Genomic DNA, 12,986 nt, shown 5'->3' with positions numbered 1-12,986 from the left:
CACGCGTGGACGCCCGCCCGACACCCGCCGGACACCCGCCGTTCGACGGTGTGATGCCGACCGGTACGGCGGCCGGTGAAGCATGGCGCGGTCGGCGGCGCCCTCGGCGGGTGCGGCCGAGTGCGCGCACGACCGAAAGGAACCCCCAGCCATGTCCGCTGTCCTGTGGCCCCGCCCCCGGGTGCTCGTCGTCGGGATCGACGGCGTCCGCCACGACTACCTGGCACAGGTGCCGATGCCGCGCCTCCAGGAGGTCGCCGAGGCCGGGTTCCTGGTGCCGGTCACCGTGGCGGACACCACGCCGACCATGTCCGGGCCGTGCTGGGCCACCATCGTGACCGGCGTCGAGCCCGCCAAACACGGCGTCTGGGGAAACCACCTGGCCGGCAACCGCCTGGACGTGTTCCCCGACTTCGCCACCCGCCTCAACCGGGGCGACCGCCGCCGTACCTTCGTCGCGGCCGGCTGGGACCCGCTGATGATCAACGAGTCCGGCGGCCCGCTCTTCCGCGCCCCCGGCCGGCTCTCCTACATCGCCCCGGCCGAGGACACCCCCGAGGCCTGGGAGGTCGTGGACGAGGAGGTCACCCGGGAGGCCGTCCACGTCCTCGGTTCCGCCGACCCCGAGGCCTCCTTCGTCTACCTCGGCGCCGTCGACGAGACCGCCCACTTCCTCGGCTGCGGCGACGAGTACCGCGCCGCCATGCGCGCCGCCGACGAGCGCCTCGGCCGCCTCCTGGACGCCGTCCGCGGCCGGGCCGAGTACGCCGAGGAGCAGTGGACCGTCATCGTCGTCACCGACCACGGCCACATCGACGCAGGCGGCCACGGCGGCCGTGCGGCCGAGGAGCGGACTGCCTGGGTCGCCTGCGCCGGGCACGACATCCCGGCCGGACCGCCCACCGGCGAGATCCGCCACCCGGACGTCGCCGCCCAGGTGTACGCCTCCCTGCTGCGCCCGATCGACCCGCACTGGACCCTCGACGGCCGCCCCTTCCCGGTCGCCCGCCCGGTGCCCGCGACGGTCTGACCGCGCGAGGCCCCGCCGCCGCGCGCCGCCCGAGCCTCGATCGAGCCTCGCGCACTGCCCGTGATGCCCCGGGTGCAGCAGGCCCGGCTGCGGTGTGGCCGGGCTTGAGCGAGGCTCGATCGAGGCTCGGGCGGCGCTCGATCCGGGCGTGCCAGCCTGAGCGCCGGATCGGCACGGCACGTACCCGGGCCGTCGGGGCTCCGGGCCTCTGCCCAAAGGCATACGCCTGAAGGTGGAGACGGTACCCCGTGGGTTGGAGGCACGATCGCGACTTGGTAGTGACGCTCCGCCTGGTCGGCACGGGCCACGATGGTTGCACCGCATGGCGGAGCGCGTCGCACGAGCCGGCAGGCGGCAGCGGACACGCGATATGCCAAGCGGTACAGACACGCGGCACGGTACGGGCAAGCGGTACGGGCAAGCGGCAACGGACACGGAGAGGACAGCCGGGCATGAAGGGCATCGTGAGCAAGGTCGCGCTGGGAGTCGCGGGCACCGGCATGGCCGTGGCCGTGGCGGCCGTGGCAGTCGGCCCGCGGCTGTCCGACTGGTACGACGAGCGCCACCAGGAGCAGGCTTCGTACGAGACCGGCACCCAGGCCAAGGCTGACCGTCGCTCGGTGCCGGCCTGGCTGCCCGACAACGCCTCCGGCGTGCGGTACCTGATGTCCACCACGGGCGACGACCGTCTGCTGCGCGCCACCCTCCCGGAGGGGCGGCTGCCCGTCGGCTGCACCGCCGGGCAGCCGGGCAAGGCCGCGCACCCGGTGCCGATGTCGCTCAAGGCCGGCTGGTTCCCGGACAACATCGTGGCCAAGGCCAGCGGCACCTGCGGGCACTACAACGTGACACTGAACGGCAACCAGCTCTACGCCTGGCAGGACGGCGCGGCGATGCAGGCGGCGCTCCGTGCCGAGCACGTCGCCAAGCACTGAGCGCGCTGACCGGGAATCAGCGTCCCGGGCAGGGATCGGCCGTCCCGGGCGTGGGGCGACCGGGTGATCGAACGGCCCGCCGGGCACCGGGAGGTGCGGGCGGGCCGTCGTCGTGCGTGTCCTGGCCGGCGGGGTGCGGGGGCGGCGACCGCACGCGGGCGCGCCCCCCGCTGTCGGAACCGGACCGGGTTGCGATAGGACGGACCGCGAACGAAGCCCTCGTCACCCCGTCCGCTAGGAGAGCCATGCCCGGCCCGACCGTCGGCCCCGCCGATGACACGTCGACCGCTGCCGCCACCACACCCGCCACCACACCCGCCACCAGCGCGGTCACCACCAGCGCGGTCACCACCGGCCAGGCCACCACCGGCAAGGCCGGCACCGGTTGGGCCACGATCGCGGTCCTGGGCGGTCTCACCGCGCTCGGACCGCTCACCACCGACCTCTACCTCCCGGGTCTGCCCGCGATCGCCGACGACCTGGCCGCGGAACCGGCCGCCGTCCAGCTCACCCTCACCTTCTCGATGTTCGGGGTCGCGGCCGGGCAGATGCTCTTCGGACCGCTCAGCGACCGCTTCGGGCGCCGCCCGCCGCTGCTCGCGGGACTCGTCGCCTACACCCTGTCCAGCGTGGTGTGCGCGCTCGCGCCGAACCTGTCGGTGCTGATCGCCGCCCGCTTCGTCCAGGGCGCGGCGGGCTCCGCCGGGCTGGTGATCGGGCGGGCCGTTTCCCGGGACCGCTTCCAGGGCGTCGCGCTGCTGCGCTTCCTCGCCTCGATCGCCCTGATATCGGGGCTGGCGCCGATCCTCGCCCCGATCATCGGCGCGCAGTTGCTGCGCTTCACCTCCTGGCGCGGCACCTTCGGCGCACTCACCGCGCTGGGCCTGCTGCTCACCCTGGCCGCGTTCGGTGCACTGCGCGAGACGCTGCCGCCGGAGAGCCGGGACGGCGGCGGGGTGGGCGCGACCCTGCGGACGATGGGACGGCTGCTGCGCAACCTGCCGTTCCTCGGGCTGGCGCTGACCAGCTCCCTCGCCTTCGGGGCGCTGTTCGGCTACATCAGCGGCTCGTCGACGGTGCTGCAGCACGTGTACCAGGTCTCGCCGCAGACCTACAGCCTGCTGTTCGGGCTGAACTCGGTGGCGATCGTGGTGATGACGCAGGTGAACGGGCGGGTGCTGGCGCCGCGTTGCACGCCGCGGTCGCTGATGCTGGGGAGCCTCGCGGTGGCGGTCGCCGCCGGGGCGGCGCTGGTGCTGCTGACGACGGTGTGGGACTTCGGGCTGGTCGGGTTCTGCGCGCCGCTGTTCGTGATGATGGGCAGCCTGGGGGTACTCCTGCCGAACACCGCCGCGCAGGCGCTCGGCCTGGTCGAGCCGCAGGTCGCGGGCACGGCGTCGGCGCTGCTCGGGACGGGCAACTTCCTGGCCGGGGCGGTGGTCGCCCCGCTGAGCAGTCTCGGCGGGCGGCCGTCCGCGGCGCTGCTGGCGGTGGTGGTCCTGGCCTGCGGGGTGCTCGCGACGGCGGCGTACCTGACGCTGTGCCGGGAACAGGCGACAGATGACAGCTGACAGATGTTGAAATCTGTCAGCTGTCATTCGTCATCTGTCATGCGTTATCCGTCATCGGTGATCTGTCACCCCGCTACGCGATCGAGAAGTCGTCCCCGAACACGTTGCCCTGGCCGTACCAGCCGTGCAGGTACACGGTGACGGTGCCGGAGGCGCCGGTGGTGAAGGGGACGGACAGCTTGGTCCAGCCGGAGGAGCTGGCCCAGGAGGCAGCGGTGGCGCCGCCGCTGACGCCGGCGTAGGCGTAGTTGCCCTGCACCCAACCGTTCAGCGTGTAGCCGGTGTTGGGCTTCAGTGTGACGGTCTGCGAGCACTCGCCGGTCTGGCTCGCGGTGGCCGCGACCTGCAGCGCGTGGGTGCCGGAGTGGGCCGGGGTGGAGACCACGGCGCCGCCGCTCTGGCAGGTCCACGGGGCCAGGCTGCCGGCCTCCAGGTCACCGTTGACCAAGCCGGTCGTCGATCCGGTCCCGGTGACGGTCAGCGCGTAGGTCGCGGTGTGGGTGCCGGACGGCGCGGTGGCGGTCACGGTCAGCGGGTAGGTGCCCGCCGCCACGGCCGAGGTGGTGGTGATGGTGAGCGTGGCGCTGCTGCCGGCGGTGACGCTGCCGGGGGTGACGGTGGCGGTGACGCCGGCCGGGGTGCCGCTGACCGAGAGGTTGATGCTCTGTGCCGAGCCAGCCGTGACCGCCGTCGCGATGGTCGTCGAGGTGGACGAACCGGCCTTGACCGTCCCGGAGTTCGGGCCGGCGGCGACGGAGAAGTCGTTGCTCGCCGTCGAGCCGCTGGTGAACGGCGCGAAGATGTGGGTGAAGTCCCAGGTGTTCTGGCTGATCCCTGAGCAGGAGTCGCTGCCGGCCGTGCCCGGGCAGCCGCCGTTGTCGCGCTGCAGGGCCCAGAAGGACAGCGTGTTGATGCCCTTGGAGACCGCCCAGTTGTAGACGGTGGTGGCGTTGGCCACGGTGAAGGTCTCGGCCGGGCCGTAGTCGTCGATGCCGAGCATCTCGGTGATCCCGATCGAACCCCACAGCTGGGCGGGGGTCCTGGTCGGGTAGAGCTTGGCCAGCTGGTTGTAGAGGCCCTGCGCGGAGGTCTGGGTGTCCGTCGCCATGTCGTGACTGGCGCCGTCGTAGTAGTCGAAGGTCATCATGTTGACGACGTCGATCCGCGCGTTGTTGCTGACCGCGTTCCGCAGCACCGCGAGGCCGCTGTCGGCGAGCCCGCCGGTGGTGGTCGGCAGTGTGTAGGAGAACTGGATGCTCCGCCCCTTGGTGGCGGCCCAGTCCTGGACGAGTTTGATCGCCTTGTTGCGGCGGTCGATCCCGGCGGTGTTGGTCAGCGAGTTGTCCTCGATGTCGAGGTCGATCCGGCTGATGTCGTACGTCGTGATGACGTTCTCGAAGGCGGCCGCGATCTGGTTGACGTCGGTGCAGCTGTCGGCCAGCTCGGTGCCGGTGTTGTCGGCGGTGTAGCCGCCGAAGGAGGGGATCACGTCCCCGCCGTTGGCGCGGATGGTGGCGATGTCGGAGCCGAAGGTCGAGGAGGAGGCCGGCATGGCGGAGTCGCCGTTCCAGTACGGCGTGCACGAGCCCTTGGTGGCGGCCTGCAGGAACGCCATGGTCAGGTTCTTGGCGCCGGACTGCGCGGCCAGCTGGGCCGGGCTCTGGCCGGTCCAGGCCTCGAAGTAGGGGGCAAAGACCCGGCTGGGGAGCGGGGTGGCGGCCTGGGCGGGACTCGTCGCGGTGGCGACCAGGCCGACCGAGGCGGCCAGCGTGGCGCAGGCCGTCAGTGCGGCCTGGATGGTTCTGCGAAGACGCATGGATTCTCCAACAGACGTGGTGGGGCAGGACGTTGGCGAGGTGCGATCGGCCCGGGGCGCAGCGGACCGGTGGGGTACGGCCGGGTGGCCCGGGGCGCAGCGGGATGCAACGGGGTGGAGCGCGGTGGATATGGGGGCGTGCGGCAGCCCACCGACTCGCGTGGACGCGGGCGGCGTGCGAGTGCGCGCGGCCGTACGGAGCGGGGGTGGAGCAGGGCAGTGCAGTGCAGGGCAGGGCAGTGCCTCAGCCGCCGGTGGTCACACCCCCACAGTGCATCCCGGTCGGACCGACATGCTTATGTTTGGACTAGACCACTGGTCTGTCAAGAGACCTGATAGTTCGTCAGCCTACGGCCCGGGCGGTCGAAGGGTGCGCGGATCGGCGTCCGGGGAAGGGAAGTTGCCCGGAGGGAGGGCCGTCGGGCAGCGCCAGGGAGAAGTCACCGGGCACAGAGAAGACCGTGGCCGCGCACCCGATGGGGGCGCGGCCACGGCGGCCCGGCGCTCAGGACACCGGGCGGTTCGGGGCATCGCGGCGCGGTCGCCGCGGGCGGGGTCAGCGCGATGCCGGGCAGAGCGTGGCGCGCAGTGCGTCGTTGATCTTGGCGGCGGTGTCCGGCCCGAAGCCCTGCGGGTGGTCGGACGAGGTGAACCGCTGGTTGGCCAGGTCGTCCAGCTTCCCCTTGTCCTTGGGGAACTGGTACATCGACTGGCACTGGTTGCGGGCCCGGTCCACGGCCTGGTCGGGCTTGCCGCCGACGATGGCCGGGTCGATCGCGTTCAGCGCGGCGACGAGCTTCGCGGTCAGGTCGGCGCCCGGCTTGGTGGGCAGCCCGGCGTCGGCGGGCGGGGCGGGCTTGGCCGGTGCGGGGGCTCCCGAGGCGCCGGCGTCGGGGGCGGGCGTGCCCGTCGCGCCGTCGGCGGTGGGGGCGGCCGTGTCGGGAGCGGGGGCCACCGGCGTCGAGGCGGCATCGGTGGGTGCGGCGGTCGGGGCGGTCGAGGCGGTCGAAGCGGCGGCGGTGGGGGAGCCGGCCGCGGAGGTGGCCTTGCCCGAGCTCGATCCGGAGCTGGAGCAGGCAGCGAGGCTCACCGCGGCGAGTGCCGTGAGGGTGGCGGCGAGGAGACGAGTGCGCATGGCGCCCAGACTGTCATGTTCGCGGCGCGGAAGGGAAGGTCCCTCGGGAGGTCTCCGGGGTCCTCCCGAGGGACCTTGGGGAGGACCCCCGGAGGTCCCTCGGGAGAGCGCGGGCCGGACCCGGGGAACGACGGACGGGCGTCCGTCGTGCCGGTCGGCCGTCAGCCGAGGCCGTTGGACTTCAGCCAGTCCTTGGCCACCGCCGACGGGTCCTCCTTGTCCACCGCGACCCGCTTCATCAGTGCCGTCAGCCCCGCGGTGTCGAGCTTGGCCGACACCGCGTTGAGCGCCGCCGTCGCGGTGGCGTCCACGCCCGCCTTGTTGACCAGCGGGGTGATGTTCTGCGCGCCGAAGACGTTCTTCGGGTCGGCCAGCGGGACGAGCTTGTACTGGACGATCTTCGGGTCGGTGGTGAACACGTTGCCGACCTCGATGCCGCCGTCCTTGAGCGCGTTGGCGGTGGTGTCGGCGGTGGGCTTCCACTCCTTGAAGGTCAGCCCGTAGACGTCCTTGAACTGCTGCTCGCGGCGGGACTTGAACTCCGGCGGGCCGCCGATGGCGAACTCGCCGGCCTTGGCGGCCAGGTCGGAGATGCTCTTGAGGCTGTACTTGTCGGCGGCCTCCTGGGTGACGCTGAGCGAGTCCTTGTCCTCGGCGGGGGAGGAGTCGAGGATCCCGAGCGAGGCGGGCAGCGTCGTGGCGAGCGCCGCGTTCACGTCCTGGGTGGTGACGGCGGTGGCCTTGGCGTCCAGGTAGGCGAGCAGTGCGCCGTTGTACTCGGGCAGGACGGTGAGGTTGCCGCTCTGCAGCTGCCCGTAGAGCACCTCGCGGCTGCCGATGTTGAACTTCTCCTCGACCTTGACGCCCTTGGCCTTGAGGGCCTGCGAGTAGATCGAGCCGAGCAGGACGTTCTCCGGGAAGTTCGCCGAGCCGACGACCACCGTCGACCCGGAGCCGCCCGAGCCCGAACCGCCTGAGCCGCCCGACCCGCCTGATGACGCCGAGGTGCTCGAACCCCCGCCGAGCGGGTCGCCGCCCGAGGAGCCGCAGGCGGTGGCGCCGAGCGCGAGCGCGGCGAGCGTGCCGAGGACGACCGCGCGACGGCTTCGCTTCATTGTCGACATGGTGACAGATGTCCTTCCGAAGAGGATGGGGGAGAGGGGTTTCAGCGGGCCTGGTGCTGGGCGCGCACCCCGGGCGGGAGCGCGAACCGGGCGAGCAGGGCGAAGAACAGCTGGGCGGCGACCGCGAGCAGCACCACCAGCAGCGCCCCGCCCACGGTCACGGCGTACTTGCGGGTCGCCAGTCCGTCGATGACGTAGCGGCCGAGCCCGCCGAGCCCGACGTAGGCGGCCACCGTGGCGGTCGCGATGACCTGGACGGTCGCGGTGCGCAAGCCCGCCAGCAGGGTCGGCGCGGCCGAGGGCAGGCAGACCTGCCACAGCACCTGGGGGTGGGTCAGGCCGATGCCCCGCGCGGCGTCCCGGACGTCCGGGTCGGTGCCGCGCACCCCCTCGACGGCGGCCACCAGCAGTGGCGGCGCGGCGAGCGCGACCAGCGGGAACAGGACGGCGGTGTCGCCGACCCCGGCGAGCAGCACTGCCAGCGTCACCAGCCCGAGGGTGGGCAGGGCGCGGGCGGCGCCGGCCAGCGCGGTCACCACGGTGACGCCGCGCCCGGTGTAGCCGATCAGCAGCCCGAGCGGGATGGCGAGCAGCGCCGCGTACAGCACGGCCTCGCCGGAGAGCAGCAGGTGCTCAAAGACCCGGTGCACGATCGAGTCCGGGCCGCTGCGGTGGTCCGGGGCGGTGAAGAAGTCGCTCAGCCAGTTCAGCCAGTTCACGAGCCCGCCCCCTTCTCCCGGACGGCCCAGGGTGCGAGCATCCGCCGGGCGCCCACCAGAAGCAGGTCGACCGCCAGCGCGAGGACGGCGATCAGCGCGATGCCGGCCACGATCGGGGTCGGGAAGGTGCGCTGGAAGCCGTCGATGAACAGGTAGCCGAGCCCGCCGCGCCCGACCAGCGCCCCGACACTGGCCAGCGAGATGCTGGACACCGCCGCGACCCGCAGCCCGGCGATCAGGTACGGGACGGCGGCGGGCAGTTCGACCGAGGTCAGCCGGTGCCACGGCCCGTACCCCATCGCGGTGGCGGCCTGCCGGACGGCGTCCGGGACGGCGCGCAGCCCGTCCACGGTGGTCGGCAGCAGGACGGCGAGGGCGTAGAAGGTGAGCGGGATCATCACGGTCGCCTGGGTGGCGAGCCCGGTGTACGGGATCAGCACCACGAACACGGCCAGCGAGGGCAGCGCGTAGACGATGTTGAAGACGGCGGACAGCGGCTGGTAGAGCCGGGGGAAGCGGGCGCAGGCCAGGCCGAGCGGGATGGCCAGCAGCAGGCCGATGAGCACGGGGACGAGGGCGATCACGGCGTGGTCGGCGAGCAGGTGGCCGAGGTAGCCGAGGTGGTCGCCGATCCAGTACCAGCGGACGATCGGTTCATCGTCCACCGGAGGCTCCGCCCGGGGTGTTGTCGTCGGAGGTGTCTCCGTCGGAGGTGTCGCCACCGGAGGGCTTGACGGTGCGGACGGGTCCGTCGGCCCCGGGCCGGAGCGCGGCGAGGACGGCGTCGCGGCTCGCGGTGCCGGTGGCCCGCCCCTCGGCGTCCAGCGCGACCGCGACCCCGGCGGGGGAGAGGACGGCGGCGTCCAGCGCGGTGCGCAGGGTGTCGGTGTCCGGCCGGAAGACGGCGGCCGGCTGCAGTTCGGCGGTGACGGCGTCGCGGTCGATCCAGCCGATCGGGCGGCGCTCGTCGTCCAGGGCCAACTCCCAGCCCCCGTAGGTGAGTCCGTCCGGACGTCCGTCCGTGAGCCCGCCCTTGGGACCGTTGCCCACCGGGCGCAGCGCGACGGCGCTGGCAGGGCGCAGGCCGAGGCCGCGCAGGCCGCGGTCGCGGCCGAGGAAGGCGGCCACGCCGTCGTCGGCGGGGGTGGTGAGCAGCGTGTGCGGGTCCGCGAGCTGGGCGATCCGGCCGTGCTCGCGCAGCACCACCACCTGGTCGCCGAGTCGGACGGCCTCCTCGATGTCGTGGGTGACGAACAGCACCGTCTTGTGCAGCTCGGACTGCAGCCGCAGCAGCTCCTCCTGGAGCCCGGCGCGCACCACCGGGTCGACGGCGCTGAACGGCTCGTCCATCAGCAGCACCGGTGGGTCGGCGGCCAGGGCGCGCGCCACGCCGACCCGCTGCTGCTGGCCGCCGGACAGCTGGAACGGGTACCGCTTGGCGGTCTCGGGCGCGAGCCCGACCAGTTCGAGCAGTTCGGCGGCCCGCGCGCGGGCCTTCTTGCGGTCCCAGCCGAGCAGGCGGGGGACGGTGGCGACGTTGTCGATCACCTTGCGGTGGGGGAACAGTCCGGCCTGCTGGATCACGTACCCGATGCCGCGGCGCAGCTTGGCGGGCTCCAGCTCGGCGACGTCGGTGCCGTCCAGCAGTACTCGGCCCGAGGTGGGCTCGACCATCCGGTTGACCATGCGCAGCAGGGTGGTCTTGCCGCAGCCGGATGGTCCGACCAGGACGGTTATCCGACCGGTCGGGACCTCAAGGTCCAGGCCCTCGACGGCGACTGTGCCGTCGGGGTGGCGCTTTCCGGCGCCCTCGAATCTGATCACGGGGTGTTTCCTCGTCAGGGCGCCCCCGGGGAGGCGGCGCCTGTATCGGTCGGTCGTTCGGTCGTTCGGTTGTTGGCGGTTTGTCGACAAACGGCCGGGCGGATCGGTGCTGGTGACGCTTGTCGTACCAACCGCCCGGGCGTTCTTCCGCCCGCGTGGCTGCCCCGGTTCGGACCGGCGGAAACTCTGATCAGCCTATGACCTGCATCATCTCCTGTCTCTGATTTGCCCGTGGGCGCGTGCCGTGAGGCCGGGCCCGGACAGTTCGGCCTCCCGGACCGCTCAGCTCCGGCCGGCTCAGCCTCCCGACCGGTCATCAATCCTGACGGGTCAGCCGCCCTGACGGGTCGGCAGTCCGGCCGCCGCCCAGCCGACGAATCCGCCGTCCAGGTCGGTCGCCCGGTGCAACCCCAGTTCGCGGAGCGAGGCGGCGGCCAGACTGGAGGCGTAGCCCTCCGAGCAGACCACGATCACCTCGACGTCGTAGCCCGAGGCCTCGGGGATCCGGTGACTGCCCGTCGGGTCGAGCCGCCACTCCAGCACGTTGCGCTCGATGATCAGCGAGCCCGGGATCTCCCCCTCGGCCGCCCGCTGCGCCGCCGGACGGATGTCCACCAGCAGCGCGCCGCCCAGCTGGGCCTGGTACGCCTCCTGGGCTCGTGGGCGGTGGACGCCCTCGCGGGCGCGCTCCACCAGGTCGTCGATCGTGGTCACCATTGTTCCGGTCCTTCCTCCGAGGTGCGGACGAGCCCTCCGGCCCGCAGGTCGTAGTGCGCCATCGCGCTCAGCGGGGGCGAGTAGGCGTGCAGGGTGACAGCCGGCCCGGGCGCGGTGTTGCGCACGTCGTGCACGTACTCGGGGCCGAAGGCGCGGGCGGTGCCGGCCGGGACCCGGCGGATCAGCAGGCCCTGGTCCGGGCCGCCGAGGGACAGCTCCTCCAGCTCGCCGAGGGCGACGGCGAACGCGCCGCGCGAGCCGCCGTGGTCGTGAAAACCGGTGGACTGTCCGGGCAGCCAGCTGATCAGCCACACCTCGTGGTCGTCCTCGGCCACCAGACGCCGGTACCAGCGCTCCTCGGTGGAGAGGCGGACGTGGTGGATCCACTGGTCGGGCCGCTCGGCCAGCTCGCGGACGATGGTCCGCAGGGTGCTGGGGGTGAGCGGGGCGCGGTCGTCCGCCGCCGGGGAAGTGGTCGTCGGCGGCTCGGAGACGGAGACGGGGGCAGAGACGGGAACGGGAACGGGGGCGGAGAGGGAGGCGGGGGCTGGGGCCGGGCTCGGGTGCAGGCTCATCAGGGCGTCCTCGGGTGCGCGGGAACGTCGGCGGGGGTGCCCGGGTCCGGCGCCGGTGGGTGGGCGCGGGCCGATGGAGCGGCCCGGCACGCAACGGGGTGCGCCGGGAACGGGCGGAAGTCAGGACGGCGGGTGCGGGTGCGCGGCGCGGGCCCTGGCAGACGTCACAGGGCGGAAGCGGAAGCGGAACCGGCGGGGAGGTGCAGGGTCAACACGCACAGATGGAACTCGCCTGGCGTCGCAGATCGACGTGCAGGCGGCAGACCAGAGTGGCGCCGGATTCCATGTGCCGGATCCTTCCCGAGCGAACCGGACGAAGTCAAGCCGGGCCGGGGGCGGTCGTCGACCTGCCGGCGCCTGTCTCGACGCGGTCTTACCACGCAGTGGCCGAATCCATCCCTCAAGCCCCCAGTTTCAGTCGAATGAGTGTCGAATGAGTAAAGAAGCTACGTGCGGGGTAGATGAGCTTTTCATCCCACCCAGGACCGTCCGCGTGTCCGCATAACAAGATCGGCCCAGACGCGTTTCCGTCGACGTATTGTCAGGCCACCAAGGCCCGGCCTACCGTCTACAGATCGCTTTCTACGCACGTAGACCCCTGCGGATCCCCGAGCGGACCCGCGGGTGAGACCGCCCCGTCAACCCTCATACCGCGGGTCCGACCGCACGGCCGGGCCGCGGAGTTGCGGAGGTACCCATGTCGCAGATCGTCCGTGCCGCGCTCGTCCAGACCCGTTGGACCGGCGACCAGGAGAGCATGATCGCCCTCCACGAGCGGTACGCCCGCGAGGCAGCCGGCCAGGGCGCGAAGATCATCGGCTTCCAGGAGGTCTTCAACTCCCCGTACTTCTGTCAGGTCCAGGAGCCCGAGCACTACCGCTGGGCCGAAGCCGTCCCGGACGGCCCGACCGTACGCCGGATGCAGGACCTCGCCCGCGAACTCGGGCTGGTCATCGTCGTCCCGGTCTACGAGGAGGAGCAGACCGGCGTCTACTACAACACCGCCGCCGTGATCGACGCCGACGGCAGCTACCTCGGCAAGTACCGCAAGCACCACATCCCGCAGGTCAAGGGCTTCTGGGAGAAGTACTACTTCAAGCCCGGCAACCTCGGCTGGCCGGTGTTCGACACCGCCGTCGGCAAGGTCGGCGTCTACATCTGCTACGACCGCCACTTCCCCGAGGGCTGGCGCGCCCTGGGCCTGGCCGGCGCGCAGATCGTCTACAACCCCTCCGCCACCAGCCGCGGCCTCTCCTCCTACCTCTGGCAGCTCGAACAGCCCGCCGCCGCCGTCGCCAACGAGTACTTCGTCGCCGCCATCAACCGGGTCGGCACCGAGGAGTACGGCGACAACGACTTCTACGGCACCTCCTACTTCGTGGACCCCCGCGGCCAGTTCGTCGGCGACGTCGCCTCCGACAAGGAGGAGGAACTGGTCGTCCGCGACCTCGACCTCGGCCTGATCGAACAGGTCCGCCAGCAATGGGCGTTCTACCGCGACCGCCGCCCCGACGCCTACGGACCGCTCGCCGAGGCCTGA

At 72.4% G+C, this 12,986-nt stretch carries 13 protein-coding genes; 4 read left to right on the top strand and 9 right to left on the bottom strand.

The genetic code is table 11. The annotated features are described in order from the left end of the window. Window positions 1-151: 151 nt before the first annotated feature. From ACIBEC_RS01545 to ACIBEC_RS01535, 3 genes are all read left to right on the top strand, one after another. The gene (locus ACIBEC_RS01545) at window positions 152-1,030 is read left to right on the top strand and encodes an alkaline phosphatase family protein (RefSeq protein WP_360490250.1); all 879 of its coding nucleotides are present in this window, start codon (window positions 152-154) and stop codon (window positions 1,028-1,030) included. A 452-nt stretch (window positions 1,031-1,482) separates the two neighbouring features. Then, on the top strand, window positions 1,483-1,965 hold the full coding sequence (locus tag ACIBEC_RS01540) for a hypothetical protein (protein WP_360490248.1): 483 nt from the start codon (window positions 1,483-1,485) through the stop codon (window positions 1,963-1,965). A 245-nt stretch (window positions 1,966-2,210) separates the two neighbouring features. Beyond that, window positions 2,211-3,536, top strand: coding sequence for a multidrug effflux MFS transporter (locus ACIBEC_RS01535; RefSeq protein WP_360490246.1), 1,326 nt, complete (start codon window positions 2,211-2,213; stop codon window positions 3,534-3,536). 73 nt (window positions 3,537-3,609) lie between these two features. Here the strand turns inward: ACIBEC_RS01535 and ACIBEC_RS01530 are convergent, their stop codons facing one another. The 9 genes from ACIBEC_RS01530 to ACIBEC_RS01490 all read right to left on the bottom strand — a co-directional run bounded on the left by ACIBEC_RS01530 (window position 3,610) and on the right by ACIBEC_RS01490 (window position 11,732). Then, window positions 3,610-5,352 carry a glycosyl hydrolase family 18 protein gene (locus ACIBEC_RS01530; RefSeq protein WP_360490244.1) on the bottom strand — a complete coding sequence of 581 codons (1,743 nt, stop codon included), beginning with the start codon at window positions 5,350-5,352 and terminating at the stop codon, window positions 3,610-3,612. Between the two features lie 556 nt (window positions 5,353-5,908). Next, window positions 5,909-6,487: a hypothetical protein gene (locus ACIBEC_RS01525; protein ID WP_360490242.1), complete on the bottom strand. Its 579-nt coding sequence runs from the start codon at window positions 6,485-6,487 to the stop codon at window positions 5,909-5,911. Window positions 6,488-6,648: 161 nt separating this feature from the next. Continuing rightward, window positions 6,649-7,602, bottom strand: coding sequence for an ABC transporter substrate-binding protein (locus tag ACIBEC_RS01520; protein WP_360490240.1), 954 nt, complete (start codon window positions 7,600-7,602; stop codon window positions 6,649-6,651). A 50-nt stretch (window positions 7,603-7,652) separates the two neighbouring features. Next, window positions 7,653-8,330 carry an ABC transporter permease gene (locus tag ACIBEC_RS01515; RefSeq protein ID WP_360490238.1) on the bottom strand — a complete coding sequence of 226 codons (678 nt, stop codon included), beginning with the start codon at window positions 8,328-8,330 and terminating at the stop codon, window positions 7,653-7,655. Next, window positions 8,327-8,995 carry an ABC transporter permease gene (locus ACIBEC_RS01510; RefSeq protein ID WP_360490236.1) on the bottom strand — a complete coding sequence of 223 codons (669 nt, stop codon included), beginning with the start codon at window positions 8,993-8,995 and terminating at the stop codon, window positions 8,327-8,329. The genes ACIBEC_RS01515 and ACIBEC_RS01510 overlap by 4 nt, the downstream gene beginning before the upstream one ends. Then, window positions 8,985-10,154, bottom strand: coding sequence for an ATP-binding cassette domain-containing protein (locus ACIBEC_RS01505; protein ID WP_360490234.1), 1,170 nt, complete (start codon window positions 10,152-10,154; stop codon window positions 8,985-8,987). The genes ACIBEC_RS01510 and ACIBEC_RS01505 overlap by 11 nt, the downstream gene beginning before the upstream one ends. A 330-nt stretch (window positions 10,155-10,484) precedes the next feature. Beyond that, complete coding sequence (locus tag ACIBEC_RS01500) at window positions 10,485-10,871, bottom strand: rhodanese-like domain-containing protein (protein ID WP_360490232.1); 387 nt, start codon at window positions 10,869-10,871, stop codon at window positions 10,485-10,487. After that, a complete protein-coding gene (locus ACIBEC_RS01495; protein WP_360490230.1) occupies window positions 10,865-11,446 on the bottom strand; it encodes a cysteine dioxygenase family protein in 582 nt (193 codons plus the stop codon). Before ACIBEC_RS01495 ends, ACIBEC_RS01500 begins: the two co-directional genes overlap by 7 nt. A 208-nt stretch (window positions 11,447-11,654) precedes the next feature. Beyond that, window positions 11,655-11,732 carry a putative leader peptide gene (locus ACIBEC_RS01490; protein WP_107054354.1) on the bottom strand — a complete coding sequence of 26 codons (78 nt, stop codon included), beginning with the start codon at window positions 11,730-11,732 and terminating at the stop codon, window positions 11,655-11,657. Between the two features lie 411 nt (window positions 11,733-12,143). On the opposite strand from ACIBEC_RS01490, the gene ACIBEC_RS01485 reads away from it, so the two are divergent. Continuing rightward, entirely contained in the window at window positions 12,144-12,986 is an 843-nt protein-coding gene (locus ACIBEC_RS01485) for a nitrilase-related carbon-nitrogen hydrolase (RefSeq protein ID WP_360490228.1), read from the top strand.

Source organism: Kitasatospora sp. NPDC051164 (assembly GCF_044455625.1).
Lineage (GTDB): Bacteria > Actinomycetota > Actinomycetes > Streptomycetales > Streptomycetaceae > Kitasatospora.
Note: the sequence above shows the minus strand (reverse complement) of the source record. Positions and strands in the feature narration are given on the sequence as shown.

Coding starts and splice junctions, on each gene's coding strand:
- ACIBEC_RS01525 (WP_360490242.1), bottom strand. CDS start 6,487: ATGCGCACTCGTCTCCTCGCCGCCACCCTCACGGCACTCGCCGCGGTG.
- ACIBEC_RS01485 (WP_360490228.1), top strand. CDS start 12,144: ATGTCGCAGATCGTCCGTGCCGCGCTCGTCCAGACCCGTTGGACCGGC.
- ACIBEC_RS01520 (WP_360490240.1), bottom strand. CDS start 7,602: ATGAAGCGAAGCCGTCGCGCGGTCGTCCTCGGCACGCTCGCCGCGCTC.
- ACIBEC_RS01530 (WP_360490244.1), bottom strand. CDS start 5,352: ATGCGTCTTCGCAGAACCATCCAGGCCGCACTGACGGCCTGCGCCACG.
- ACIBEC_RS01545 (WP_360490250.1), top strand. CDS start 152: ATGTCCGCTGTCCTGTGGCCCCGCCCCCGGGTGCTCGTCGTCGGGATC.
- ACIBEC_RS01535 (WP_360490246.1), top strand. CDS start 2,211: ATGCCCGGCCCGACCGTCGGCCCCGCCGATGACACGTCGACCGCTGCC.
- ACIBEC_RS01490 (WP_107054354.1), bottom strand. CDS start 11,732: ATGGAATCCGGCGCCACTCTGGTCTGCCGCCTGCACGTCGATCTGCGA.
- ACIBEC_RS01540 (WP_360490248.1), top strand. CDS start 1,483: ATGAAGGGCATCGTGAGCAAGGTCGCGCTGGGAGTCGCGGGCACCGGC.
- ACIBEC_RS01500 (WP_360490232.1), bottom strand. CDS start 10,871: ATGGTGACCACGATCGACGACCTGGTGGAGCGCGCCCGCGAGGGCGTC.
- ACIBEC_RS01495 (WP_360490230.1), bottom strand. CDS start 11,446: ATGAGCCTGCACCCGAGCCCGGCCCCAGCCCCCGCCTCCCTCTCCGCC.